Origin of the sequence: Enterobacter sp. 22452 (genome assembly GCF_052045065.1) — a bacterium.
Lineage (GTDB): Bacteria > Pseudomonadota > Gammaproteobacteria > Enterobacterales > Enterobacteriaceae > Enterobacter > Enterobacter mori.
This window is the reverse complement of record NZ_JBQEOB010000001.1, coordinates 1020038-1044347: the sequence shown is the minus strand read 5'-3', so window position 1 is coordinate 1044347 and position 24310 is coordinate 1020038. Positions and strand designations below refer to the sequence as shown.

Genomic DNA, 24310 nt, shown 5'->3' with positions numbered 1-24310 from the left:
AGGCGAAGCCGCCACCGGGCTTTATCTCAAAGATCCCCAAACGTCCCCAACCGATACCCGCGCTCGGCAATCGCATACTTCAGCGACGCCGACGTCAGCACATCCAGTTCCACCAGACGCGGCCAGCAGTAGGCACTTTTCCGCACGGTATTATCGACAAATGCCGGGTGCGCCATCACCTCTACGGACTTTTCACCGCGAGCGGCGGACTCATCCAGCACCTTCAGGAACAGCGCTTCGTCGATCTCGTCGCCGTAAAATGCACTGCTGAATCCATCTGTTGATTTCACAGCGCAGTCCGGCACGCCGGGTACCTCACGATCCACGCGGATCGCGACGCCTTTACGCTGTGCAAACTCCGCGACAATCGGGAAAATCGCCGGGATCATGTGCACGTGGTGATGGCTGTCGATGTGCGTCGGCTCCTTGCCAAACACATCAACAAAGCGGTTAAACTGGCAATCCAGTTCACGGGTAATCTCTTCGAGCGGCAGAGCGTCCTGCTCTGCCATTTCCCAAATCCATTTCCCTAACTGTCCGTCACGCGTCAGGCCCGGCATCGGTGAAAGCGGCATACCCAGCGTCAGAACAAAATGCATGCCCACACCCAGCTCGGGAACGTCCCGACTTAGCTGAGCCGCATGTTCAACCGCCTCGCCGTTAATCAATGCCGTGGTTGAACTCACCACACCCCGACGACATGCTTCAATGATGCCGTAGTTCTGCCCTTTCGACAGGCCAAAATCATCGGCGTTTACGATCAGCAGGTTTTCCATCGTACATCCTCTTAACGGTGGGTGAACTTCAGTTTCTCAACCGTTGCAGCAAAGTTTGGCAGCCATTTTTCATGCGCCAGGATCATCTCACTCGCCAGCTGCTCCGCATCACGGTCGGAGTGCACCAGCGGACTGAGGTTCAGGGCCAGAAGCACATCATTCAGTTCACCGCTCAACGCCGCATTGCTTGCTGCCACCTCAAAGCCTTTAATGGTGTGGATCAGACCCATCACTTTGTCGTCAAAGTGGGTAATGCGCGGGTGCGGTTTCGCGCCATCGCGACCCAGAATGCAGGTCATCTCAACGGCCCAGTCAGCCGGGATATTATCAATGTGGCCATGATGCGGCACGTTGACGTAGTGCTCAGCCTGCTTGTCGTTGTAAATGGCGTTAATCACTTCGCAGGCCGCATCTGAATAGTATGCCCCGCCGCGCTGCTCCAGCTCTTTCGGTTTAACATTAAGATTTGGATCTTTATACAAATCAAACAGCTGCTTCTCAACTTTTTGTACCACCTGGGCACGCGCGCCGCCTTTATAGTACTCGCCCATTTCGATAGCCAGCATCTCTTTCTGCTTGAAATAGTAGAGCAGATACGAACATGGCAGCAGGTTCAGGGAGCGGATCAGCCCTTCACTGAATGGCAGATCGAAAATGTTCTTCACCGATGCGGCGGTCAGTCGACCCGAAGCAACACCGTCTAGCAGTTCGGCAAAGCGCGACGTGCCGTTAACGATCACGTCTTTGATAAACACCATGTGATTCAGGCCGAACAGATCGATGGAGAGCTCGTCGTTGTCGGTCAGCGCCAGCACGTCGCGGATAAACATCTTCATGCCAATCGGGATATTACAGACGCCGATAAAGCGTTTGAAACCGGTGTGGCGATAGACTGCCTCAGTCACCATTCCCGCCGGGTTGGTAAAGTTAATCACCCACGCATTCGGGCAAATCTCTTCCACGTCTTTGATGATGTCGAAAATCACCGGAATGGTACGCAGACCTTTAAACAGACCGCCCGCACCGTTGGTTTCCTGTCCCAGATAGCCGTGGCTCAGCGGAATACGCTCATCCAGCTCGCGAGCTTTCAGCTGCCCGACGCGCAGCTGGGTGGTGACGAAATCAGCATCTTTCAGCGCCAGACGGCGATCCAGCGTTTTATGTACGGTCAAGGGCACACCGGCTTTCTCAACCATACGTTTACACAGGTCGAAAATAATATTCAGCTTTTCCTGGCCTTCTTCTACATCCACCAGCCATAATTCGCTGACCGGTAATTCATGATAACGTTTCAGGAAACCTTCCAGTAATTCCGGGGTATAGCTGCTGCCGCCACCAATGGTTACGACTTTTAATTTCTGTTGCATAATATCTCCCTTAGCGTATCAGGTTAACCGCCTGCAAGGTATAGCGTTCTCTTCCCGCTATTTGGGCAAGCAATTACGTCAATGTTCGTGGCGAATAAAATTGCCGGGTATTAATTAATTACCGTCAGATTTTTGCGGTAACTGTTTGGTGTGAACGAAGTAAACTTCTTAAACGTTTTAATAAACAGGCTGGGGCTACTGTAACCTGACTCATAAGCAATATCGGTGACAGAGTAATTGGTAATTTCCAGCTGTTTCTTGGCAAAGTTAATGCGGATTTCATTAATGATTTGCACAGGCGTTTTACGATAATAACGCTGCGTCGCGCGGGTTAAATACTCCTGCGACTTGCCCGACAACGAAACCATATTTTCCAGCGCGTTGTCGCTGAACTGCCCTTTGTCGTGCATGAGCTCAACGGTGCTGCGAAGCCATTGTGGGATGTCATCAATGACCTGCTGTTCTTCACGATGATGGCGAAGGCGGTTCATCACATAAAACGTCACGGTTTCAATAAACTCGTCGAACTCATTGTCGCGGAAGTTGAGTGAGGCAATAACCGTTTCGATCCAGGTCATGAACTCGTTTTTGACGCGATAGACCTGTGACGCCACGAAGCAGAACGGAACCAGCGGCAGATAATGTTTCTCAAAGAAGCGTCGGCTGACGCCCACATTTAGAATGCGTGTGGCACCAAACTCGTAAAAGCTCTGATGATAGGACCCCATCGGCAGGAAGACAAAATCTCCGCGCTCCAGTAACACGCGCTTGCCGTTGATCTCCTGGTAGTAGCGGCCGGTCAGAACAATCGTGAACTCGTAGTAGTCATGCTGGTGCAGACCACTGGCGCTCTCCGTCTTGTTGTAAATAACCACGTGAAAATTCTTGCCATTAAACAGCTGCTGCTCAAGTGCGGTTTTAATTTCCATCGTGCTGACCTCCTGCTGCCTGACCTGACTTACTGCATCTTCTCGTGAAGCTCGATTAACTCTGCCACCAGCTCGCGCGCCAGCATGGAGGTCATCAGATGATCCTGGGCATGTACCAGCACCAGGCTCACCTTCATTTTCCCTTCGCCCTGGTCGCCTTCGATGAGCTTCGTCTGCACCAGATGGGCTTCATTCAGTGCAAGACGGGACTGGTCCATCATGTTTTTTGCTGCGGCGAAATCACCCTGCTTGGCCTGCTTCAGCGCGGCATACGCCAGGCTGCGTGCCTGTCCAGAGTTGATGATAAGCCCCATCACCACTTCTTCCAGATCGTTCTCTACGGTTTCGTCTGCGACAATACTATCCAAATCTAACATCGTTAAGCTCCTTTTAGCTGGCGCGGGTTGCCCCGCGCCGTGCAATTTTAGAATTTCAGTGCGAGGGCGATATCCTCTTCGCTCTCTTCTTCATCGATAACGGTTGCCGCTTTGTTCGCTATTGCCACGAATGGCATGTAAAGCAGGGTTGCAATCCCGAGGTTAAATATCGCCAGCAGGAAGGCCGCGACGCTACCGTTGGTGTTAAAGAACGCGCCCAGACCGGCTGGCATGGTCCACGGTGCAATGTTGGTCACCGGCGGGATAATGCCCAGGTAGTACGCGGTCAGGGTGATTGCCGCCAGCAGCGGTTGCACCAGGATGAATGGAATGAACATCACCGGGTTCATGATGATTGGCAGACCAAACAGAATCGGTTCGTTAATCTGGAAGATGCCTGACGGCAGCGCCAGCTTCGCAACCTGACGATGATCGGCACGACGAGAGACAATAAAGACCGCGATGATCAGACCCAACGTCGCCCCGGTACCCCCCAGGAAGATATAGGAGTCAAGCATCGGCTTCGCCCACACATGGAAGGTTTTACCGGCTGCCAGCGCCGCATCAACGGAGCCGTACTGCTGATAAAGCGCAACGTTTTCCAGTGCCCAAGGGGTCATGATACCGCTGTCCAGCGCCGCTAGTGCCAGTGAACCATGCACGCCGAAGAACCACAGCAGTGAGGTAAAGATGACATACGCCCAACCCACCACTCCACCCATTGACGCCAGCGGCGTAGAGATAGAGTCCATAATGATCTGGTGGAAGTTTGTGCCCCAGTGAGAGAGCGCCCAGGCGATAATCCCCATAATGGAGAGAATAATGAAGCCTGGAATCAACGCGGAAAATGAACGAGATACCGATGCCGGTACGCTATCAGGCAGACGGATAACCCAGTTGCGGCGAATAATGAACGTGAACATTTCCGCAACAACCAGACCGATAACAATACCCGAAATAATATTTGCGCCACCCAGCCAGTTAGCACCGACAGCATAAGCCTCGCCGACGCTGTATGGGGTAACCGTCATAAATGCTGCGACAGAGAGTAAACCTGCGGCCAGAGGATCCACTTTACGCTCTTCAGCCAGCGCCATCCCGATAAAGAAAGGCGCCATCAACGACATAATACCCAACGTACCGTTGTATACGTTGCCGCCGATGGCTTTAAGACCATTAAGGGTTTCAATAGTGGAAGCGTCTAACCGAATTCCTAATGAATAAAAGAAGGAACCTTCACCAAAGCTCAGAAAAACGTTGTTAATTAAAACGAACATTGCCCCGGCCAGCGTCAACGGCATTAATTTAATAAAGCCGTTTTTGATGGCATTAACGTGAGGCTGCTTTCCTATTTTAACAGCAAAAGGAAGGAGTACCTTTTCAAGTGAAGCGATGACTTTACTCATAGGAAAATACCCTTAAATGCCGTAACGCATGTTACGGCGTATTGTGTGTGAAATAACTCTTTGACGGGAAAAATAAATAATTAATTAGCAGCTTTTTTAATGGCTGCCACAGCAGCTTTCAGTACACCTAAACCATCAATCTTGCCGTACAGCCCCGAGTCGATAACTTCGACCGGTTTATTCGGTAACAAACGTTGAATTTCTGGCAGCATGTAAGCAATCTGCGGTCCCAGTAAAACGACATCTGCGGTCTGTCCTTTTTCGCCCGCCAGCGTTTCCGGAAACGCTTCGATCACCACAGGCACTTCATACTTTTCCGCCTGCGCACGCATCTTTGACACCAGCAGTGACGTTGACATGCCTGCAGAGCAGAACAGATAGATATGTTTCTTTTCCATAATAATTTCCCTCTTGTATGACTGCCTGCCGTCTCGCTATCACTCGACTCGCTCTCCTGGCTGACAGGTAGTGTGCTGACTGTTGTTTATCGTTGGAGTGAGTATACGTAATGGTACAGAGGGGGGATAATTCTGCACAGGCCTAAATTGTCTCTCATTGACCTGGCTTGTTGACTCTCTTCACATTTCGGGCAAATAATTCGCGCAAAGAAATAAGATTTACGTATGCATAAAAAAACCGGCCACCAGGCCGGTTAGTTAACATCCTCAGGCAAGCGCGGTTACTGCGCCTTAGGGGCCTGGGGATCGGTGTCGTATTCTGCACAGGTCTGATAGCCGGAGTTAATCACATGACCGGTATCATCCAGCGCGACAAAGTAGGTCTCTGCCTTACCATCACGTTGACCCAGTATGTAGGTCTGACAGGTTCCCTTCGCATGAATCATGGTGACTTCAGAAGAAGGTTTACCTGCAATTGCAGCAACCTGCGAACGCGTCATCCCTTTTTTGACGTCTTTTACAACTGGCTGGGTAAACTGATCTTTGGTGCGATCGTAAGCCGTACACCCTGCCAGCATAGTCAGTACCGCCGCTGCGCTTAAAATTCCTGCTACGTTCTTGTTCATATTCCGTCCTCTTGTTTATCAGCGTGTTATCTAAGCATGGGATAAAAAATACTATTGTTCAACTTTGCGAGTTACGCCACACGAATTTCGGAAAATTCTAATAAAACAACGATAAGCTGCTAAAGCGGCGCAATTTAGCGCACTCGAAACTGTGATCCTTGTCGTTTTACGCCCAAAGGGTTAGTTTTAACAGATAACATTTTTCTGTCTCGTTCTGCATAGGGAGGGCGTAATGGCTCTGCAACAACAGATTATCCAGGCGCTGGGCGCGAAACCTGCAGTAGATGCAAATGAAGAGATCCGCCGAAGCGTTGATTTTTTGAAGTCCTACTTAAAAACTAACGCTTTCCTGAAGTCTCTGGTGCTGGGCATCAGCGGCGGCCAGGACTCTACGCTGACCGGCAAACTGTGCCAGATGGCCATTTCAGAGTTGCGTGAAGAAACGGGTGATAATGCGCTGCAGTTTATCGCCGTGCGCCTTCCTTATGGTGTGCAGGCCGACGAACAAGATTGCCAGGACGCGATTACCTTCATTCAGCCCGACCGTGTTCTGACCGTGAACATTAAAGGTTCCGTGCTGGCGAGCGAACAGGCGCTGCGCGAAGCCGGTATTGAACTAAGCGATTTCGTACGCGGCAACGAAAAAGCGCGTGAGCGTATGAAAGCGCAGTACAGCATTGCGGGCATGACCAAAGGTGTTGTTGTTGGCACCGATCACGCAGCAGAAGCGGTCACCGGTTTCTTTACCAAATACGGCGACGGCGGCACCGACATTAACCCGATCTTCCGCCTCAACAAGCGTCAGGGTAAACAGCTTCTCGCCGCACTTGGCTGCCCGGAGCATTTATACAAGAAGGCGCCAACCGCCGATCTGGAAGACGATCGCCCTTCCCTGCCGGATGAAGCTGCACTGGGCGTGACCTATGACAATATTGACGATTATCTGGAAGGCAAACAGCTGGATGAAAGTACCGCGAAGATTATCGAAGGCTGGTATCTGAAAACCGAGCACAAGCGTCACACGCCGATTACGGTGTTCGACGACTTCTGGAAAAAATAAAGCAAAACGGTAACCCTGGTTACCGTTTTTTGTGTTTGCGCCCTCTCCCGTGGGAGAGGGTTGGGGTGAGGGCATCAGGCCGCACGTCATGGTCGGGTAAGGCGTAGCCGACACCCGGCTCTTTTTTAACCACCACACACCTGCTACACTGTATACCTGAACAGTATATGGAGCAGTATGTGAGCAGGCGTCAATCCGCCCCGCGTCTTGAGTTTGAAGCGGCGGCTATCTATGAATATCCCGAACATCTTCGCCCCTGGCTTGAAGCGTTGCCTAAACAGCCGGGTGTGTACATCTTTCACGGCGAAAGCGACACCCTACCGCTCTATATCGGTAAAAGCGTGAATATTCGCAGCCGGGTATTATCCCATCTGCGCACGCCGGACGAAGCCGCGATGCTCCGCCAGTCGAGACGCATCACCTGGTTTCCGACTGCGGGTGAAATGGGCGCGCTGCTGCTGGAAGCCCGATTGATAAAAGAGCAGCAGCCGCTGTTCAATAAGCGGCTTCGACGCAATCGCCAGCTCTGTTCCCTGCAGATCATCAACGGCAAACCACAGGTTGTGTACGCCCGTGACGTTGATTTTTCCCATGAGCCGAACCTCTATGGCCTGTTCGCCAATAAACGCGCGGCACTTCAGGCTTTGCAGGCGATCGCCGACGATTTACAGCTTTGCTACAGCCTTTTAGGGTTAGAGGGCACCACGCGCGGTCGCGCCTGTTTCCGCTCGGCGCTGAAACGCTGCGCGGGTGCCTGTTGTGGGAAAGAGAGCGTCGAGGAACATAATGCCCGACTGCTCGCCGGGCTGGGGGCCATCAGCGTCAAATGCTGGCCATGGGAGGGCGCCGTTGCCCTGAAGGAAGTGGGTGAATTGATGACGCAGTATCACATCGTCCACAACTGGCTTTGGCTGGGCGCCGTTGATACGTTGCAAGACGCCGCAACCCTGCTGCGTACCCCCGCCGGATTCGACCACGACGGCTACAAAATACTCTGTAAACCCGTGTTAACCGGCAAGTACGAGATCATCTCGCTTAATGACCTGGCAGCCACGTAATTTCACTGAACAACAGCGTTCCTGTAGATTCCAGCAGCCGGAGGGTATGCGTGCCCTCCTCCCAGCTGGCTCCCTGATCCGCCGTCAGCAATTTTTCGCCAAGCTGCCATGCGCCGCTTAACACAAATATCACACCACCGCGGGAGCCATAGGTGGTGAAGGTCCGGTCCGCGACGCGAACCTTCGCCTGGCAGCAATCCCGCCGGGTCATAATATTAAAATCCATCGACATCTGCCCATCCGTCAGCAGCGCTTTCACCGGCAGATCGCCGGCAAAACTGTAGGGCTGGTGATGCTTCAGCGTATGGAAAAATGCCTGACCGGCATCCAGCGTGACCTCTCCCCCTTCCAGCAGGGTGATCACCCGATCGACGCCGGGAAACGACGAGAACTCGCCATTGCTGGCAATAGAGGCAATGCTGGCGCGCCAGTAAAAATCACGCGTCGCGGGAGGAAAACAACATATTTCGCGTGTTTCGCCAGCGCCATTACGCCAGAGACTGACCGGCATCTTACGGATATCAAAGAACTCCATCACCACTCCTGAGGGGCGCAACCTGCGCCAGGGCAAAGACATCGCTGTCATTGCTGTCTTGTTTATTATCGTTGGAAATCTACAGACGTATTATCGGCAGCAGAGTGGGCAAACCTTAGTAAATCTCTGACGCGACTACAGGAGAATACCGCGCTGGCGGCGGCAGGCAAGAGGTGGGCAGAAAGAAAAAACCGCCGGTCCTGTCCACAGCGTTTTTGCTTATGTGAACAGGATCCCGGCGGTCTTAAGAGGGTGAACCGATTATTCGGCTGGTGCTGGCATTTTACCTTCCGGCGCCGGACGTTCTGTCAGACGCTTCTCAAAATTGGCATTAAACTGTTTTTTCTGTTCCGGGGTCAGAATGTTGTAGATCTTATTCTGGGTTTCCATGTGGGCAAGCATGCGGGCTTTATGCTGCTCGGCCATTTTGTCGATCTGCGCTTCCGCTTTCGCTTTATCGAAGCTGTCGCTGGCAATGATGTCATGCATCGCGCGGCGCTCTTCCAGCGGAGGACGTTTCATCTGGTCACGCTGGCTTTTCATGATGTCGCGAACCTGCTGTTTCTGCGCGTCGGTCAGATTCAGGTCTTTAAACATCATCATCTCATGGTGCATACCCGGCTTGCCTTTATGATGCATCATCATTTTGCCTTCAGTTGGCGCGGCGGTCGTGGTGGCGGTATCTGCGGCGAACGCCATGCTGGTAGTGCCCAGGGCCAGGGTAGAGGCAACAAACAGTGCAGTTAACTTACGCATAATGTATTTCCTTACTTTCAGTTATTCTTCGGCGCTATGCCGTGTTGACGATATTAACTTTACGGGGTTTATCGTCAATTAATCAGAGCAACGGTAAAACAATGAAAGTGTAAAAAACAATTTTTCGCCAAATGTGGAGGAATTAAGGATAAAACATGGAGAGGTGAAACATAAATATTCAATACGCTGATTTTAAAGAGATTATGTAGGAGTATAACGAAGTGGCGTTTATTAATAAAGCAATTATCCAGGAATATTCTGCAAAAGAGATATAACCGCCTTCATTGCTAAGAAAATAATCCCCCCTCTTACTTCAAGAGGGGAAATTATCAGGCTAATTTTTCCAGCATCAGTCCGGCTCGCAGACCAAACGCCACCGACGGATTGGGGAATAAAACATACTCTGTGGCTTTCTGCACCTCGTATCGCTCGTCACCGTCTTCTGCCAGGAGTACCCCTTGACGGAACGGCGTGAAGTTCAGCGTGTGGGCCGCCATATGGAGAAGGAAGGCATCGCTGCGACGGGTGATCTGCTGCACGACCCGATAACGCACGACAGGCTCGTGCGCATGTTCCGGCGCGGTGCCGCCGAGCAGTGCCCGAAGCGCAGAGTGCGTCGGAGCAAAGCGCGTCAGATCGTTCTCCCCGAAAGGCAGCGCTTTTCCCAGCTCCAGCGTGCAGGCCAGCGCGCCGAAGTTTTCACACGTAAAATGGGTGAACGTACCGCCCGGCGACTGATGGAAGACCAGGGCTTCCAGCCCCGCATCCCCCAGCCAGCTCAGAAAGGTTTCATCCCAGGGCTGACTGCGCTGCGGCAGGACGCCAAAACGCACATGATAAGAGGCACGGATAGCCGTATGAAGGTCGAGGTGCCAGCGCGTTCCCCCCGCGGTGACAAAAAACGTCGTCACTACGCTCTCCAGCCACTGCGCGCGCGCCGTTTCATCGCTTTGGGGGAACTGCGACCAGCGGCCCCCAAACATCCGGTTGATATCACTCACCAGGTAACGTTTGTTTTGCGCCAGCGCTGGCGGATTGCCAAACATCACCAGCACGCGACACGCGAGCGTAATCTCTCCACGGTACAACGCGCGCAGCAGCAGGTCGACAATCTCAACGGGTGCGGTTTCGTTGCCGTGAATACCGCTCGACAGCAGAAGCGATACGTCGCTCTGCGCAAACGGCGTCAGTTCAAGTACGCCCCGTCCCAGCCAGCGCCAGTGGAATGAGGGACCATCGCCCTCAGTCTGTTCGGGCGTTTCGTCTGCCAGCGTCAGCGCCAGTAAATTTTCCATATCAGCCCCTTAGCGCTGGAACGGATAAACCGATCCCAGCTGCAGGATTGTCGATAACGCATCCAGCGCCTCGCGCCCTTCACGCAGAAGCTGCGGGTCAACCAGATCGGCCTGGGTTAAGCGATCCCGATAGTAACGGTCTACCCAGTCGTTCAGCCGCGCAAAGAGCGCATCGTTCATCATGACCGCCGGGTTTACCGCCTGCATTTCGTCCTGGGTTAACACCACGCGCAAACGTAAACAGGCTGGCCCGCCGCCGTTGGCCATGCTTTCACGCAGATCAAAGACGCGCAGTTCATCAATCGGGTTATCAGCTTTCACCAGTTCGCTCAAATAACGCCACACGCCCTGATGATTACGGGACTCCTGCGGCAGTACCAGCATCATGCTGCCATCGTCACGGCTCAGCAGCTGGCTGTTGAAGAGGTAGGTTTCTACCGCATCCTGCACGCTCACCGCCTGTGTGGGTACCTGAATCGGCGTAAAACCGGGTACATGCTCATGCAGCGTGGCGAGCAGCCTCTCCTGATGCGCAAACGCCTGTTCATGGCAGAACAGCACCTGACGGTTGGAGACGGCAATCACGTCGTTATGGAATACGCCCTGGTCGATCACCTGCGGGTTTTGCTGGGCAAAGATCGCCTGTGACGGATTGACCTGGTTCAGTCGGGCAACCGCCTGGCTCGCCGCCAGCGTCTGGCGTGCAGGATAGCGCGTGGGCGCGTTGTGACCGCCCTCTTCCCGCCCGTAGATAAACAGCTGCACGGCAGGATCGCCATAATCACCGCCCAGCCGGTTGTGGTTGGCCGCCCCTTCGTCGCCAAACATCGCCACCTGCGGCAGGGCCTGATGCACCTCGAAACGGGCGTCATTATGGAAAATGGCGCGCAGCACGCGCTCGGTGGTTTCCGCTTCGGTGGCGCGGTGGAATTTATTATTCAGGTTCGCCACGGTCAGATGGACTTTGCCATCCAGCGTGTCGGCTGACGGCGCGACGGTCGCCGCGTTTGCCACCCACATTGACGACGCGGAACTCGCGGCAGAGAGCAGGTGCGGCGTTTGCGTCCCCGCTTTTTCCACCACCTGCTCATCAGTACCGCTAAAACCGAGCTGACGAAGGATGGCCACGTTCGGGCGCTCCTGCGGCGGGATGACCGCCTGCGGGAAACCGGCATCCGCCAGCGCCTTCATTTTTAGCAGCCCCTGCTTCGCCGCCAGCTTCGGGTTGGAGACCTGAAAACGGTGCTTCGTCGAGGCTTCATTCCCGAATGAGAGACCGGCATAGTGGTGCGTCAGCCCCACCAGCCCGTCAAAGTTGACCTCACGCGCTTTCATGGGCGTCTCCCTTTGTAAAATCCAGCCCCGGATTAAGCGTCTCCGGCAGCGTCAGCGCCGGAGTTTCCAGGCTCGCCATCGGCCACGCGCAGTAATCGGCGGCATACCACGCGCTGGCGCGATGGTTGCCCGACGCGCCCACGCCGCCGAACGGCGCGGTACTTGCCGCGCCGGTCAGCGGTTTGTTCCAGTTCACAATCCCGGCGCGCGCTTCGAGCAACAGCTGTTCAAACTTCTCACGATGCGGTGAAATCAGCCCGCTCGACAGGCCGTAGCGGGTGTGATTCGCCATCGCAATGGCCGCATCAAAATCGTCATAGCGCCAGACGCACAGCAGCGGGCCAAAGACCTCTTCATCCGGCACGTTGCTCGCGCCGCTCATCTCAATAATGCCCGGCGTCAGCAGCGAGGTACCTGGCTGAACCTGCTTCGGCTCCAGCAGGGTTTTCGCGCCGCGCGCGACGTGGTCCTGCCAGGCTTTCAGCACGTTCAGCGCGGCCTGTTCGGAAATAAGCCCGCCAATAAACGGCTGCGGGTCGGCATCCCACGCGGCAGGCACCAGACGCGCGCTCACCTCTACCAGACGCTTCAGGAAGGCATCCCCCTGCGCGCCACGCTTGACCAACAGGCGGCGGGCACAGGTACAGCGCTGTCCGGCGGTAATAAAGGCGGACTGAATCGTCAGGTGCACCGCGGCGTCGATATCATCAGGATCTTCGACAATCAGCGGGTTGTTGCCGCCCATTTCCAGTGCCAGAATTTTCTCCGGCTGCCCTGCCAGCTGGCGGTGCAGCTGATAGCCCGTTCCGGCGCTGCCGGTAAACAGCAGGCCGTCGATATCGCTCAGCGCACTCAGCGCCTGACCGGTTTCGCGCCCGCCCTGCACCAGGTTCAGCACGCCCGGCGGCAGACCGGCCTGTTCCCACAGCTTAACCACCGCCTCGCCGGTTAATGGCGTGAGCTCGCTCGGTTTGAAAATAACGGTATTGCCCGCCAGCAGCGCGGGCACAATGTGGCCGTTCGGCAGATGCCCCGGGAAGTTGTACGGGCCAAATACCGCCAGCACGCCGTGTGGACGGTGGCGCAGCGTGGCCGCGCCGTCCGGCATCTCGGTATGCTGTTCACCGGTGCGGATGTGGTAGGCCTTCACCGAAATGGCGATTTTGTTGATCATCGCCGTCACTTCGGTGGTCGCTTCCCAGCGCGGTTTACTGGTTTCGGACGCAATGATGCGCGTCAGTTCGGCCTTATTCGCCTCCAGCAGCCCGGCAAATTTTTCCACAATCGCCTGGCGCACGGCGAAGGGCTGTTTTGCCCATGCCGGAAACGCGCGGCGAGCAGCCTGGCCCGCCTGTTCTACCTGCCCGGCACTGGCATCATTTCCTTTCCAGAGCACCGCCTGGCCGACCGGATTGGTTTTTACCCGCAGGTCGCCTTCACCCGTTACCCAGTCACCGTTAATCCATAAAGTCATGCTGTTTTCTCCTCAGGGCAGAGACGCACCAGGCGAACCGTGTCGCCCGCGTTACATTTCAACGCATCCAGCTGCGCCGCCGTCAGTACCAGACGCTCACATTTAGGGTCAGTACGTACCAGCATGGCGCGGAAATTATTGTAATTTTCGTTGGAGACCAGACAGGCTGGCCATTCCCCCGGCGCGGGTTGTCCTTCGGAGACCGTCACCAGACGGCTTTTACGAATGGCGCGCACGCGGTCAATGTCACACTCAAGCGTTGGGCCGCCGTCGAAGATGTCGACATAGTTACGGTAGCGGAACCCCTCTTTCTCGAGCACCGCGCGGGCGGGCGCGGTCTGCGGATGCACTTCGCCGATCACGGCCTGCGCTTCCGGGGTGAGGAAATGGGTATAGATAGGATGTTTCGGCATCAGTTCGGCAATAAAGGCTTTCTGGCCCGTGCCGCAAAGATAGTCTGCCCGGCTGAACTCCATTGAGAAGAAGCGCTCGCCCAGGCTCTCCCAGAACGGCGAGTAGCCTGTCTCATCAATCACGCCGCGCATCTCGGCAACCACTTTTTCGTTAAAGCGATCTCGGAAGGCGGCCATAAACATAAAGCGCGATTTGGAGAGCAGATAGCCGTTGCCCTCTTTTCGCCACGCCGGATCGAGGAACAGCGTGCACAGCTCGCTGGCACCCGTGTGGTCATTACAGAGAAACAGCGTGGGCAGCGCGTTATAGACGTTCAGCTCTTTCGAGGCGTGAACCATGGTGCCGACGCGGTAGTTGTACCACGGGTCATTAAGCCCGACGGCCACTTCAATGGCGCAGATCCCGGCCACGGTGCCCGTGTCGGTCTCTTCCAGCACGAACACATAGCCCTGTTCGCTTTTTGGCAACGTCCCCTGCCAGGTGTGCAGGGCGCGCTCAATACGCGCCGACAGCGTTTTTTCATCGGCAGGAAGCGAGGTCAGCCCGCCTCCTGTCTTACCGGCAAGCTGCATGAGCCCGGCGAGATCGCCGCGCTCAACGGGACGGATGACCATCATGATGACACCCCGGATTTCACCTGTTCACAGGCCAGCGCAAAACGGTCTAAGCCAGTTCTCACCTCTTCTTCGCTGACGATCAGCGCAGGGGCAAACCGCACCACGTTGGCACCGGCAATCAGCACCATCACGCCCACTTTTGCCGCTTCCTGTGAAATAAGTTTAGCTTTTCCGGCAAACTCAGGCGTGAGTTCGCAGCCAATTAACAGCCCCAGACCGCGAATTTCTTTAAACAGCCCCATTTTGCTGTTGATGGCATTCAGGCGCTCAACAAACCAGTCGTGACGCTGCTTAACGCCTTTCAGCACCTCAGGGGTGTTAATGATGTCGAGCACCTGCCCGGCGACGGCGGTAGCCAGCGGGTTACCGCCATAGGTGGTGCCATGGGTGCCCACGGTCATCACGCTGGCAAATTTATCGGTGGTCAGCATTGCCCCAATCGGGAAGCCGCCGCCCAGCGCTTTGGCGGTTGAGAGCACGTCCGGGGTAACGCCATAGTGCATATAGGCATACAGCTCACCGGTGCGGCCCACGCCGGTCTGCACTTCGTCGAAAATCAGCACTGCATTGTGACGATCGCACAGCTCGCGCAGCCCCTGCAGGAAGGCTTTTTGCGCCGGAAGTACGCCACCCTCGCCCTGCATCGGCTCGACGATCACCGCACAGGTTGTGTCGTCAATCAGCTCGCTGGCGGACTGCAGATCGTTATAGATGGCGTGACGGATATCCGGTGGCAGCGGCGCAAAGTCCTGAGAGTAAGAGGGCTGACCGCCTGCGCTGACGGTAAACAGCGTGCGGCCGTGGAAGGCATTCTTAAACGCCACAATCCCACTTTTGTGCGTGCCAAACTTGTCGTGGGCATATTTGCGCGCCAGCTTCAGCGCCGCTTCGTTGGCTTCCGCCCCCGAGTTACAGAAAAACACTTTTTCGGCAAAGGTCGCGTCGATCAGTTTTTTTGCCAGGCGCAGCGCAGGCTCGTTGGTAAAGCCGTTACCGGTATGCCAGAACTTCGCCGCCTGGTCGTTCAGCGCCTGACGCAGCGCCGGGTGCGCATGGCCCAGCGCATTCACCGCAATCCCCCCCGCAAAGTCGATGTACTCTTTGCCCTGCTGATCCCACAGACGCGATCCTTCCCCACGTACCGGAATAAAAGCCGCCGGAGCGTAAACCGGCATCATCCATTCATCGAAATTTTCACGCGTAATTGACAGAGACATAGCGACCTCATCCGGTAAATAAAAAGTTATTTGAATGTTAAATAATTGGGTGTTTGCACTGTGAATGTAGATTGCACGCTTCGTGCCAGCCAGCGATAAAAATGCATAAACGGGATAGCGAGACAGAATATCAACAGGTTACGATATGGAGTTATTCACTGTTAATGCATAAAAAGTGAATATTTTTACGACAAGCGGCGCTTTGCCGCATGAAAATCAGAAAGAGTATGCACAGGCCAAATATAATTCTGGAATTGTGATCGCTCGCGAAATTTATTGACCATTTACGCTCTGTTTGGGGGCAAGGCGCGTCAGAATGGTGCAAAAATTGCACCGTTGGCATTATCTGTCGCAGTAATTGGGCGAAGCGGATAACAGACGACACAATTTCTGCTACCATCCATGCACTATTCACCTTGCACTGGCAGCGACTATGAAATTTGTCTCTTTTAATATCAACGGCCTGCGCGCCCGTCCTCATCAGCTTGAAGCCATTGTTGAGCAACATCAGCCAGATGTGATCGGCCTGCAGGAGACCAAGGTTCACGACGACATGTTCCCCCTCGAAGAGGTGGCGAAACTCGGTTACAACGTCTTTTATCATGGGCAGAAAGGCCATTACGGCGTTGCGCTGTTGACCAAAGAGACGCCAGTTTCTGTGCGCCGTGGTTTTCCCGGCGATGACGAAGAGGCACAGCGCCGCATCATCATGGCGGAGCTGCCTTCCCCGCTGGGGAACATCACCGTGATCAATGGGTACTTTCCCCAGGGCGAAAGCCGCGACCATCCGACCAAATTCCCGGCAAAAGCCAAGTTTTATCAGGATTTGCAGGACTATCTGACCACCGAACTGAACAAAGACAACCCGGTGCTGATTATGGGTGATGTGAACATCAGCCCGACCGACCTGGATATTGGCATCGGTGAAGACAGCCGCAAACGCTGGCTGCGTACCGGCAAATGTTCCTTCCTGCCGGAAGAGCGCGAGTGGATGCAACGCCTGCTGGACTGGGGCCTGGTGGATACCTTCCGTACCGCCAACCCGGAGACGCAGGATCGCTTCTCGTGGTTTGACTACCGCTCAAAGGGCTTTGATGACAACCGTGGCCTGCGTATCGACCTGCTGCTGGCCAGCTCCCCGCTGGCAGAACGCTGCATCGAAACCGGTATTGACTACGATATCCGTAGCATGGAAAAACCGTCTGACCACGCGCCGGTGTGGGCGAAATTCAAGCTGTAACCCTGTGTGAACATTCAAAAAACACTTTTCCTGTGCGCCCTTCTGGGCGCCTTTGCGCTGGCGTTCATCCTCCTGCCACCGGGTACGCTATCCCTCGACGTGATAAAAACGCACCAGCAGGCGTTGCTCACGCAGGTCGAACATGCCCCCCTTCGAAGTGCGCTCACCTATTTTGTTATCTATGTCGTGGTAAGCGCCCTGTCGATCCCTGGCGCAGCCATCCTGACGCTGCTGGGTGGTGCACTTTTCAGCTTGTGGGAAGGCGTACTGCTGGTGTCGTTTGCGTCCACACTCGGCGCCACGCTGGCGATGCTCGCCAGCCGTTATCTGCTTCGCGACGGGGTGCAACGGCGTTTTACGCTACAGATGAAAACGGTCAATGCCGGGATGACGCGTGACGGCGCGGGGTACCTTTTTGCCCTTCGCCTGATGCCGCTGTTTCCGTTTTTCCTGGTGAATTTGCTGATGGGGCTGACCCGCATCACGGTGCGTCGCTACTGGTGGGTAAGTCAGGCCGCCATGCTGCCTGCAACGGTTGTCTTTCTCAACGCCGGGCGCGAGCTTGGAAGAGTGACATCGCTGCGCGATATTTTGTCGCCGGGTGTGCTGTTCGCCTTTACACTACTGGGGTTATTCCCGCTGGCCACCCGCTGGCTCTTTTCCCGTTACACCTCTTCGTTCAAAAAGTGAGGCATTATGCGCCGTGTGCGTTTTTGCGCGTTTCTGACAAGCCTGCTGCTGGCGACGCCAGCCTTTGCTGCAGACAGCTGGCAATCCCTTCAACAACAGGCAAAAGGCCAGACCGTCTGGTTTAATGCCTGGGGTGGCGATCCGGCGGTTAACCGCTACCTGGACTGGGTTAGCGGCGAAATGAAAACGCACTACGCGATTGACCTCAGGGTTGTTCGTCTGGCGGATGCCGCCGATGCGGTAAAACGCATCCAGACGGAACATGCCGCAGGGCGAAACCACAACGGCTCGGTCGATTTACTCTGGGTTAACGGAGAAAATTTCCGCACCCTAAAAGAGGCGCGTTTGCTGCAAACCGAATGGGCGCAGCAGCTGCCGAACTGGCGATACGTTGATACGCGTAAACCGGTTACGGAGGATTTTGCCATCCCAACCGAGGGAGCAGAATCGCCGTGGGGCGGCGCGCAGCTGACCTTTATCGCCCGTAAAGCAAGCATGCCTGCGCCGCCAGATACCCCTCAGGCATTGCTGGCCTGGGCGCAGCAGCATCCGGGCAACGTCACTTATCCGCGCCCGCCTGACTTTACCGGCACGGCGTTCCTGGAACAGCTGCTTCTGACGCTCACCATGCAGCCTGACGCGCTAAAAAAAGCGCCGGATGATACCTTCCAGCAGGTTACCGCGCCGCTGTGGCGCTACCTCGACACGCTGCATCCACTGCTGTGGCGTAAAGGGCAAGATTTTCCGCCCTCGCCCGCGCGCATGGATGCCCTGCTCGCCAGCGGCAACCTGGCTCTGTCGATGACCTTTAACCCGGCGCATGCCCGGCAAAAGGTCGCCAGCGGTGAACTCCCTGCCGACAGCTACAGCTTCGGGTTTAAGAACGGTACGATCGGTAACGTCCATTTTGTCGCTATTCCGGCGAATGCCAGCGCCAGTGCGGGGGCAAAAGTGGTGGCAAACTTCCTGCTTTCACCGCAGGCGCAGATCCGCAAAGCCGACCCGGCCGTGTGGGGTGACCCGAGCGTGCTGGACCCGGGAACGCTACCCGCCGATGAGGCGAAGCGGCTTCGCAGCCACACGCCAGATGCGTTACCGGCAGTTCTTCCTGAACCGCACGCCGCCTGGGTTAACGCGCTGGAGCAGGAATGGCTTCGCCGCTACGGCACCCGCTAAGCGCGGCGATCTGGCTGGTAATGGCGGTGATTTATCTCCCGCTGCTTCCTGCCGTCGCTATGCTGTTTACCCCGGCGCTGTCGCTCGATAGCTGGCAGGCGCTGGCTGACGATCCCCAGCTGCCGCAGGCGTTTGCCGCCACGCTGGTCTCGACGCTGTTGGCAACGCTGGGTTCGCTGGTGATTGCCCTGGGGTTCATCACGCTGCTGTGGCCCGGCGAACGCTGGCGTCGCTTGTGCACGCAGTTACCCTGGATGCTGGCGGTGCCCCACGTCGCTTTCGCGACCAGCGCGTTACTCCTGTTTGCCGAGGGAGGGCTGTTTTATCAGGTCTGCACTTTCTGCTCACCGCAGCTCGATCGTTATGGCATCGGACTGGGGCTGACGCTCGCGGTCAAAGAGAGCGCGTTTGTCCTGTGGGCACTCTATGCCGCGCTGCCTGAAGCGCAGCTGGCGCAGAAGAATGTGGTTTTGCGTACCCTGGGTTACGGACGCCTTCAGCGCCTGTGCTGGCTGGTCCTGCCGACCATTGCCCCCGCGCTGGGTGCCGTGATGCTGGCCGTGCTGGCCTGGTCGCTGTCTGTGGTGGATGTTGCCATTATTCTGGGGCCAGGTAATCCCCCCACGCTGGCGGTGCTGGCCTGGCAGTGGCTCAGCCAGGGCGATGCGCAGCAGCAGGCGCAGGGAACGCTCGTTTGCCTTCTCTTACTCCTGACTCTGGCGCTGCTGGCCGGAGTGGGATTCGGCATCTGGAAAGCCTGGCGACGCACCTTGCCGAACCTCTCCGGCGTCAGGCGCCGCGCGTCTCTGCCGGTACCGGAAAAGTCGTTCGCCTGGTGGCTACCGGGATGTGGGATCCTCTGCGCCATCGTGCTGCTCGGTTTAGCGCGTCCCGAAGATGCCGCGCTGTCCCCGTTAACCACCAGTCTTACGCTGGGGCTACTCTCTGGCGTGCTGGCGCTTGGGTTGAGTTTTCTCTGGCTCGAATGGGGGCCCAGAAGAGGCGCGCTGTGGGTCTGGCTGCCGCTCGCGTTGCCCGCGCTACCTCTTGTCTCCGGTCAATATGCCGTTGCGCTCACGCTGGGCATCGACGGGCAGTTCGCTGCCGTGCTCTGGGGGCACCTGCTGTGGGTGCTGCCCTGGACGCTGCTGGTGCTGCAACCTGCCTGGCAAAAGCTGGATCCCCGACTGTTCCTCTCCGCCAGAACGCTTGGCTGGGGACGGATGAAAATATTCTGGATGCTAAAATGCCCGCTGCTGGTACGCCCGGCATTACTGGCTTTTGCCACCGGGTTTTCGGTGAGCATGGCGCAATACATGCCCACACTGTGGCTGGGTGCCGGACGTTTTGCCACGCTGACCACTGAAACCGTGGCGCTCAGCAGCGGGGGAAGTCTTCCGATCCTGGCTACCCGCGCGCTGGGATTACTGCTGGTAACAGGCATTGTTTTTGGCATCGCCGCCCTCTTATCCAGACTGGCAGGCCGCTACCGTCGAGGATTACGTTAATGTTAAAGGTGCAAAATCTGACCATTGAACCGCTTTTCCGGCAGGTCAATTTTTGTGTACCGCGCGGGGAGATAGTGACCCTGATGGGGCCGTCCGGTAGCGGGAAATCGACACTTTTCTCCTGGATGGTAGGGGCGTTATCGTCTGATTTTAAGGCGCAGGGAGAACTGTGGCTTGATGAACGCCGCTGTGACACCTTGCCCGTGGAAACGCGTGGTTTAGGGATCCTCTTTCAGGACGCCCTGCTGTTTGACCACTTTAGCGTCGGGCAAAACCTGATGCTCGCCCTGCCTTCCCGCATTAAAGGCGAGGCGCGTCGGGAGCGCGTTGAGCAGGCGCTACGTTCTGCCGGGCTGGCAAATTACTCTGCCAGCGACCCTGCTACGCTTTCCGGCGGAGAACGCGCCCGGGTCAGCCTGCTGCGCGCCCTGCTTGCGGAGCCGCAGGCATTATTGCTGGATGAACCTTTCAGCCGCCTCGATAAAGCGTTACGGACGACGTTTCGAACCTGGGTGTTTGACGTCATCCGGGAACGTAATATTCCGGTGGTGCTGGTCACTCATGATGAGGAAGACATTCCGCCCGGTGGCGAGGTGTTCGAGATTTCTCTCTGGCAATAATGTGCTAACGCAATGTTTTCAGATCCGGGAGAGACGACAATGCCCCCCTCTTTTACTGATGTCAGGTTATTCGATGAAACGTGTTTCTCAACTGACCGCGCTGGCCCTGCTTTGCGGCCTCGCTTCTTTTTCCTCTGTGGCGGCTAATATGTCCTCTTCGCTTACGCTGGCCGAACTGCAGGCACAACAGGGCAAAGCCATCGACACCCGCCCCAGCGCGTTTTACAACGGCTGGCCGCAAACGCTCAGCGGCCCCTCCGGGCATGAACCCGCCGCGCTCAACCTGGCGGCCTCCTGGCTTAGCGCCATGAGCGACGAGCAGATTGGCGCGTGGATAAAACAGCACCAGCTTACCCCGTCCACGCCCATTGCCCTTTACGGTCGCGATGCAGACAACCAGGCCGTTAAAGCCAGCCTGGAGAAGGCCGGATACACGCATGTGTCGCTTCTCAGCGATGCCCTGCAAACACCCGACCGTTTACAGCGCCTGCCGCACTTTGAACAACTCGTCTACCCGCAGTGGATCCACCAGCTGCAACAAGGCAAACCGGTCGCCGCCGCCCCGGCTGGCGACTGGAAAGTGATTGAAGCCGCCTGGGGCGCACCGAAGTTTTACCTGCTGAACCATATCCCCGGCGCGGGTTACATCGACACCAACGAGGTGGAAAGCGAGCCGCTGTGGAATAAGGTCTCTGACGACGCGCTGAAAGCGATGCTGGCGAAACACGGGATCCGTCACGATACCACCGTCATTCTGTATGGCCGTGACGTTTACGCCGCCGCGCGCGTGGCGCAAATCATGCTGTATGCGGGCGTGAAGGATGTTCGCATTCTCGACGGCGGCTGGAAAGCATGGTCAGAGACCAACCTGCCGGTTGAGCGCGGTATGCCCGCAAACGTGAAGCCCGCCCCTGATTTCGGTGCACCGATCCCCGGCCAGCCGCAGCTGATGGTGGATATGGAACAGGCGCGCGGCATGCTACACCGTCAGGATGCCTCGCTGGTCAGCATTCGTTCGTGGCCGGAGTTTATCGGTGACACCAGCGGCTACAGCTACATCAAGCCCAAAGGTGACATTGCCGGGGCGAGATGGGGTCACGCGGGCAGCGACGCGACCCACATGGAAGATTTCCACAACCCGGATGGCACCATGCGCAGCGCCGAGGATATTGCCGCAATGTGGAAGACCTGGCACATCCAGCCTGAGCAGCACGTCGCGTTTTATTGCGGCACCGGCTGGCGGGCGTCAGAAAGCTTTATGTACGCCCGCGCGATGGGCTGGAAGAACGTCGCCGTCTATGACGGCGGCTGGTACGAATGGAGCAGTCATTCGCAAAATCCGGTCTCTACCGGCAAGCGCGGGCCTGAGAGTACCCTCTAAGCGTTGAGTGACTTCAGCGTCACATAGCCGCTCCAGACGCGCGTTGTGGTGGTCAGCCAGCACAACGCGCCGAATATCCACGCAAAAAGCGTAAAGTGTGCCGGAAACAGGCAGCACAGCACGAACAGCGCGATGGTTTCCGTCCCTTCCGTTAGCCCACCGATGTAATAAAACGACTTATGCGCATAGCCGGGGTTGTCGATATCGTGTTTCGCCGCCAGCGCCGCAAACGCCAGAAAACTGCTGCCGGTGCCGATAAACGCGAACAACAGCCAGGCGGCGGCCAGCGCATTCCCGGCGGGCGCAGCCAGGGCAAAGCCAAACGGGACCAGCGCGTAAAACAGAAAATCGAGCGCGATATCCAGAAACCCTCCCGCATCGGTTAATCCCCTGCGGCGCGCCAGCGCACCGTCCAGGCCATCCAGCAGGCGGTTGAATACGATGGCGACCAGCGCAGCAAAATACCAGCCGAGCGCCAGAAACGGCAGCGCCAGCACGCCGACGGCAAATCCCGTTAACGTCAGGCCATCAGGGGTAATAAAGGGTTTATCCAGCACGGCCACGAGCTGGTTAAGGAGAGGTTTCAGGCGAGGATGCAGGTGTTTATCAAGCATGGGGTTTCTCTTTAAAGGTTGCGCACAGCCCCTGAGCAGGAATGTCGAGCGCGGCATTAAAACGTGCCGAGAGGTTTTGAAACGCAATCAACGCCGTCATTTCGGTAATCGCGTCGTCTGTAAAGTGGCGCTTCAACCGCGCTTTGACCACGTCATCCACCTGAGGCGGCGTGACGCTGACGGCTTCGGCGTATGCCAGCGCAGCGCACTCCTCGTCGCTGAATACACCGCTTTCACGCCAGTGGCTCACCGCCTGAACTTTATCCAGTGCGCCCGCCCGCTCGGCAAGCCGCAGGCTGTTGGCATCAATACAAAATGCGCAGTGACACAGCTGCGACACGCGTGTCATCAGCAGTGAACGCAGCACCGGGGAAAGAGGTGCCTTGCGGCGCTCCAGATAACCGACAAACAGCGCCACCAGCCAGAACAGACGCGGCATCCGTCCCCACCAGCGAGTGGGATTAAGCACCGCGCCAAAATGTTTTTTCTGCATGGCGGCAATCGGCTTAAGGCTGGCGGGAAGGGATTCGATGGGGGCAACCCAGGTGCTGGTCTTTTTCACCTGATTCTCCTGATAGCTGGACTCTGAGAAAGGGCACGATAATATGTCTTTTTTTGCTAACAATTATTGACGACCATGCTGAAAACACTCGATGTCGTTGCCGCCATCATCGAAAAAGACGACAAGATTTTACTGGCGCAGCGCCCTGCCCACGCCGACCAGCCGGGAATGTGGGAATTTGCAGGCGGGAAAGTCGAAGCCGGTGAAACCCAGCCCGAAGCGCTGATCCGCGAACTGCGTGAAGAGTTGGGCATTGAGGCTCAGCCTGCGCACTACGTGGCAAGCCACCAGCGCGAAGTGTCGCAGCGGCTAATCAACCTGCACGCCTGGCATGTTCCCGTCTTCAGTGGAGAGCTCACGGCGCATTACCACAGCGCGCTGGTGTGGTGTACGCCGGAAGAGGCGTTCGCCTACGACTTAGCCCCGGCGGATATTCCGCTGCTGGAGGCCTTTATTCTTTTACGCGACGCCAGACCAGCGGATTCGTGCTAATGGTGCGTTCATCACGCTGGCACTGCAGTAAAACACCGTCCGCTTTTACCACCGCCCCTTCAGAATAGTTTTGATCCTGATAGATGCAGCACTGATTGCACGGCTGCGCGCGCTGGCCGCTGGAGCTAAAAACCTCTGGCGGCACGTTCACTTCCACATCCGGGCGAATGCGGTCCGCCTGAGCGCCAGCGGTAAACATCAAACATAACGCGGTCATCACGTAACGGTTCATCGACTTGTCTTCCTGTTGTGTCCTGATATTGACTATAACGGTAAACCTGAGCAGAACCTTTAATTTATCTCGTCATCGCTTTTGGTTATGACCCGCCCTCTCTCATGAATTTCCCTTTCGGCACACATTTCTGCTTGCCTCACAAAGCGGTACGG

At 56.3% G+C, this 24310-nt stretch carries 25 protein-coding genes and 1 pseudogene; 9 read left to right on the top strand and 17 right to left on the bottom strand.

Going from position 1 to position 24310, the window contains the following annotated elements:
• Positions 1–26: 26 nt before the first annotated feature.
• The 7 genes and pseudogenes from chbG to osmE all read right to left on the bottom strand — a co-directional run bounded on the left by chbG (position 27) and on the right by osmE (position 5879).
• A complete protein-coding gene (gene chbG / locus ACTJJA_RS05085; RefSeq protein ID WP_108416803.1) occupies positions 27–776 on the bottom strand; it encodes a chitin disaccharide deacetylase in 750 nt (249 codons plus the stop codon).
• A gap of 11 nt (positions 777–787) precedes the next feature.
• Positions 788–2143 (bottom strand): 6-phospho-beta-glucosidase, encoded by a 1356-nt coding sequence (locus tag ACTJJA_RS05080; protein WP_089599100.1) that lies wholly within the window; start codon positions 2141–2143, stop codon positions 788–790.
• Between the two features lie 110 nt (positions 2144–2253).
• Positions 2254–3090: pseudogene (gene chbR, locus ACTJJA_RS05075) on the bottom strand (transcriptional regulator ChbR); the annotation flags it as partial.
• A gap of 11 nt (positions 3091–3101) precedes the next feature.
• Complete coding sequence (chbA, locus tag ACTJJA_RS05070; RefSeq protein ID WP_440666527.1) at positions 3102–3449, bottom strand: PTS N,N'-diacetylchitobiose transporter subunit IIA; 348 nt, start codon at positions 3447–3449, stop codon at positions 3102–3104.
• 47 nt (positions 3450–3496) lie between these two features.
• Positions 3497–4855, bottom strand: coding sequence for a PTS N,N'-diacetylchitobiose transporter subunit IIC (gene chbC / locus ACTJJA_RS05065; protein WP_010430146.1), 1359 nt, complete (start codon positions 4853–4855; stop codon positions 3497–3499).
• Positions 4856–4935: 80 nt separating this feature from the next.
• The gene (gene chbB, locus ACTJJA_RS05060; protein ID WP_440666577.1) at positions 4936–5259 is read right to left on the bottom strand and encodes a PTS N,N'-diacetylchitobiose transporter subunit IIB; all 324 of its coding nucleotides are present in this window, start codon (positions 5257–5259) and stop codon (positions 4936–4938) included.
• A gap of 275 nt (positions 5260–5534) precedes the next feature.
• Positions 5535–5879 (bottom strand): osmotically-inducible lipoprotein OsmE, encoded by a 345-nt coding sequence (osmE, locus tag ACTJJA_RS05055; protein WP_010430142.1) that lies wholly within the window; start codon positions 5877–5879, stop codon positions 5535–5537.
• 232 nt (positions 5880–6111) lie between these two features.
• Here osmE and nadE point away from each other — a divergent pair, with 232 nt between their 5' ends.
• Both nadE and cho read left to right on the top strand, forming a co-directional pair.
• On the top strand, positions 6112–6939 hold the full coding sequence (nadE, locus tag ACTJJA_RS05050) for an ammonia-dependent NAD(+) synthetase (protein ID WP_440666524.1): 828 nt from the start codon (positions 6112–6114) through the stop codon (positions 6937–6939).
• A 179-nt stretch (positions 6940–7118) separates the two neighbouring features.
• A complete protein-coding gene (cho, locus tag ACTJJA_RS05045; protein WP_440666522.1) occupies positions 7119–7997 on the top strand; it encodes an excinuclease Cho in 879 nt (292 codons plus the stop codon).
• On the opposite strand, the gene ves is transcribed toward cho, so the two are convergent.
• The 7 genes from ves to astC all read right to left on the bottom strand — a co-directional run bounded on the left by ves (position 7975) and on the right by astC (position 15640).
• Entirely contained in the window at positions 7975–8532 is a 558-nt protein-coding gene (gene ves, locus ACTJJA_RS05040; protein WP_108416801.1) for an environmental stress-induced protein Ves, read from the bottom strand. The two genes, cho and ves, sit on opposite strands and share 23 nt — an antisense overlap.
• Positions 8533–8793: 261 nt before the next feature.
• Positions 8794–9288: an ATP-independent periplasmic protein-refolding chaperone Spy gene (gene spy / locus ACTJJA_RS05035; RefSeq protein WP_440666520.1), complete on the bottom strand. Its 495-nt coding sequence runs from the start codon at positions 9286–9288 to the stop codon at positions 8794–8796.
• A gap of 329 nt (positions 9289–9617) precedes the next feature.
• On the bottom strand, positions 9618–10583 hold the full coding sequence (astE, locus tag ACTJJA_RS05030) for a succinylglutamate desuccinylase (protein WP_440666518.1): 966 nt from the start codon (positions 10581–10583) through the stop codon (positions 9618–9620).
• Positions 10584–10592: 9 nt separating this feature from the next.
• A complete protein-coding gene (gene astB, locus ACTJJA_RS05025; protein WP_440666516.1) occupies positions 10593–11918 on the bottom strand; it encodes an N-succinylarginine dihydrolase in 1326 nt (441 codons plus the stop codon).
• Positions 11905–13392, bottom strand: a complete 1488-nt coding sequence (astD, locus tag ACTJJA_RS05020) for a succinylglutamate-semialdehyde dehydrogenase (RefSeq protein ID WP_440666514.1) — start codon at positions 13390–13392, stop codon at positions 11905–11907. The genes astB and astD overlap by 14 nt, the downstream gene beginning before the upstream one ends.
• On the bottom strand, positions 13389–14423 hold the full coding sequence (gene astA / locus ACTJJA_RS05015; RefSeq protein WP_100166975.1) for an arginine N-succinyltransferase: 1035 nt from the start codon (positions 14421–14423) through the stop codon (positions 13389–13391). Before astA ends, astD begins: the two co-directional genes overlap by 4 nt.
• Positions 14420–15640, bottom strand: a complete 1221-nt coding sequence (gene astC, locus ACTJJA_RS05010) for a succinylornithine/acetylornithine transaminase (RefSeq protein ID WP_010430119.1) — start codon at positions 15638–15640, stop codon at positions 14420–14422. The genes astA and astC overlap by 4 nt, the downstream gene beginning before the upstream one ends.
• Before the next feature lie 433 nt (positions 15641–16073).
• On the opposite strand from astC, the gene xthA reads away from it, so the two are divergent.
• The 6 genes from xthA to ACTJJA_RS04980 all read left to right on the top strand — a co-directional run bounded on the left by xthA (position 16074) and on the right by ACTJJA_RS04980 (position 22255).
• Positions 16074–16880 carry an exodeoxyribonuclease III gene (gene xthA, locus ACTJJA_RS05005; protein ID WP_100166976.1) on the top strand — a complete coding sequence of 269 codons (807 nt, stop codon included), beginning with the start codon at positions 16074–16076 and terminating at the stop codon, positions 16878–16880.
• Positions 16881–16886: 6 nt separating this feature from the next.
• Positions 16887–17570, top strand: a complete 684-nt coding sequence (locus ACTJJA_RS05000) for a TVP38/TMEM64 family protein (protein WP_440666511.1) — start codon at positions 16887–16889, stop codon at positions 17568–17570.
• 15 nt (positions 17571–17585) lie between these two features.
• The gene (locus ACTJJA_RS04995; RefSeq protein WP_440666575.1) at positions 17586–18746 is read left to right on the top strand and encodes an ABC transporter substrate-binding protein; all 1161 of its coding nucleotides are present in this window, start codon (positions 17586–17588) and stop codon (positions 18744–18746) included.
• Positions 18719–20254 (top strand): thiamine ABC transporter permease, encoded by a 1536-nt coding sequence (locus tag ACTJJA_RS04990; protein ID WP_440666509.1) that lies wholly within the window; start codon positions 18719–18721, stop codon positions 20252–20254. The genes ACTJJA_RS04995 and ACTJJA_RS04990 overlap by 28 nt, the downstream gene beginning before the upstream one ends.
• Positions 20254–20874 (top strand): ATP-binding cassette domain-containing protein, encoded by a 621-nt coding sequence (locus ACTJJA_RS04985; protein WP_440666507.1) that lies wholly within the window; start codon positions 20254–20256, stop codon positions 20872–20874. Before ACTJJA_RS04990 ends, ACTJJA_RS04985 begins: the two co-directional genes overlap by 1 nt.
• Before the next feature lie 73 nt (positions 20875–20947).
• Positions 20948–22255 (top strand): rhodanese-like domain-containing protein, encoded by a 1308-nt coding sequence (locus ACTJJA_RS04980; protein WP_440666505.1) that lies wholly within the window; start codon positions 20948–20950, stop codon positions 22253–22255.
• Here ACTJJA_RS04980 and ACTJJA_RS04975 read toward each other — a convergent pair.
• Positions 22252–22869 (bottom strand): CDP-alcohol phosphatidyltransferase family protein, encoded by a 618-nt coding sequence (locus ACTJJA_RS04975; RefSeq protein ID WP_440666503.1) that lies wholly within the window; start codon positions 22867–22869, stop codon positions 22252–22254. The two genes, ACTJJA_RS04980 and ACTJJA_RS04975, sit on opposite strands and share 4 nt — an antisense overlap.
• The gene (locus ACTJJA_RS04970) at positions 22862–23431 is read right to left on the bottom strand and encodes a carboxymuconolactone decarboxylase family protein (protein ID WP_440666501.1); all 570 of its coding nucleotides are present in this window, start codon (positions 23429–23431) and stop codon (positions 22862–22864) included. The genes ACTJJA_RS04975 and ACTJJA_RS04970 overlap by 8 nt, the downstream gene beginning before the upstream one ends.
• 75 nt (positions 23432–23506) lie before the next feature.
• Between ACTJJA_RS04970 and ACTJJA_RS04965 the strand changes: the two genes are divergently transcribed.
• A complete protein-coding gene (locus ACTJJA_RS04965; RefSeq protein WP_440666499.1) occupies positions 23507–23923 on the top strand; it encodes a pyrimidine (deoxy)nucleoside triphosphate diphosphatase in 417 nt (138 codons plus the stop codon).
• Here ACTJJA_RS04965 and ACTJJA_RS04960 read toward each other — a convergent pair.
• Positions 23883–24155 (bottom strand): YnjH family protein, encoded by a 273-nt coding sequence (locus ACTJJA_RS04960; RefSeq protein ID WP_089599082.1) that lies wholly within the window; start codon positions 24153–24155, stop codon positions 23883–23885. The genes ACTJJA_RS04965 and ACTJJA_RS04960 overlap by 41 nt on opposite strands.
• Positions 24156–24310 lie beyond the last annotated feature (155 nt).